Origin of the sequence: Sphingobium sp. (assembly GCF_033795625.1) — a bacterium.
Lineage (GTDB): Bacteria > Pseudomonadota > Alphaproteobacteria > Sphingomonadales > Sphingomonadaceae > Sphingobium.
In genome coordinates this window covers 1-849 of sequence record NZ_JARYGI010000105.1, presented here as the reverse complement: position 1 = coordinate 849, position 849 = coordinate 1, and the positions used below count along the sequence as shown (strand labels likewise).

At 62.5% G+C, this 849-nt stretch carries 1 protein-coding gene; it reads left to right on the top strand.

Annotated elements, in window-relative coordinates; genetic code table 11:
* Positions 1-444 (top strand): phage major capsid protein (locus QHC67_RS18815; protein ID WP_319296690.1); only part of this gene is annotated, 444 nt, incomplete at its 5' end.
* Between the last annotated feature and the right edge of the window lie 405 nt (positions 445-849).

Here is an 849-nt window from a genome sequence, read left to right as displayed (position 1 = left end):
CCAAGCCGCCTCGTCGCCGCACAGCATCCGCGCTCTAAAATCCGATGTCGAAGCATTCGATGCCTGGTGCCGGCGCTGAAGGCATCCTACCGGCAGGGGGCGGCGTTCGTGATGAACAGCAAGACGCTGGCGGGCATCCGCAAGCTGAAGACGAGCGAGGGGCAGTTCCTGTGGCAGCCGGGGCTGTCGGGGGCGGCGCCTGCGACGCTGCTGGGTTATCCAGTAGTCGAGGCGGAGGACATGCCCGATGTGGCCGCGGACAGCCTGTCGGTGGCGTTCGGCAACTTCGCGCATGGCTATGTGGTGGCGGAGCGGAGCGAGACGAGCATCCTGCGCGATCCGTACAGCAACAAGCCGTTCGTGCATTTCTATGCGGTGAAGCGGATCGGGGGTGCTGTGGCGAACAGCGAGGCGATCAAGGTGATGAAGTTCGCGGCTTCCTAGCACGTCTTCAACCGTTCGTGCTGAGTAAGGGCTGAGCGAAGTCGAAGCGCGTCAGGTCGGATCGTCCCCCGGACGATCCTGAACCATCCGGGGGATGGTTCACCTGATGCGGTATCGAAGCATCTGCGCTGGGCAAGATCCTTCGATACGCCATTTCGACTTTGCTCAATGGCTACTCAGGACGAACGGGTGGGAGGGGGCGGTGCGTATGCTCCGTCCGCGCTGTTGCATTCTGCGAATACCGAGCCGTCCGTCGCTTCGTGCGCCGGGCGGCTTTTTCATCAGAAAGGGGGCTTCGATGGGGATCGTCGAGGAGGGAGCGTTGGCGGTGTTGGGTTGGACGGCTCCCAACGGCATCGTGATGTGCCAGGATGAGGTCGTTGAACACTCATATGAAGGAGCCGC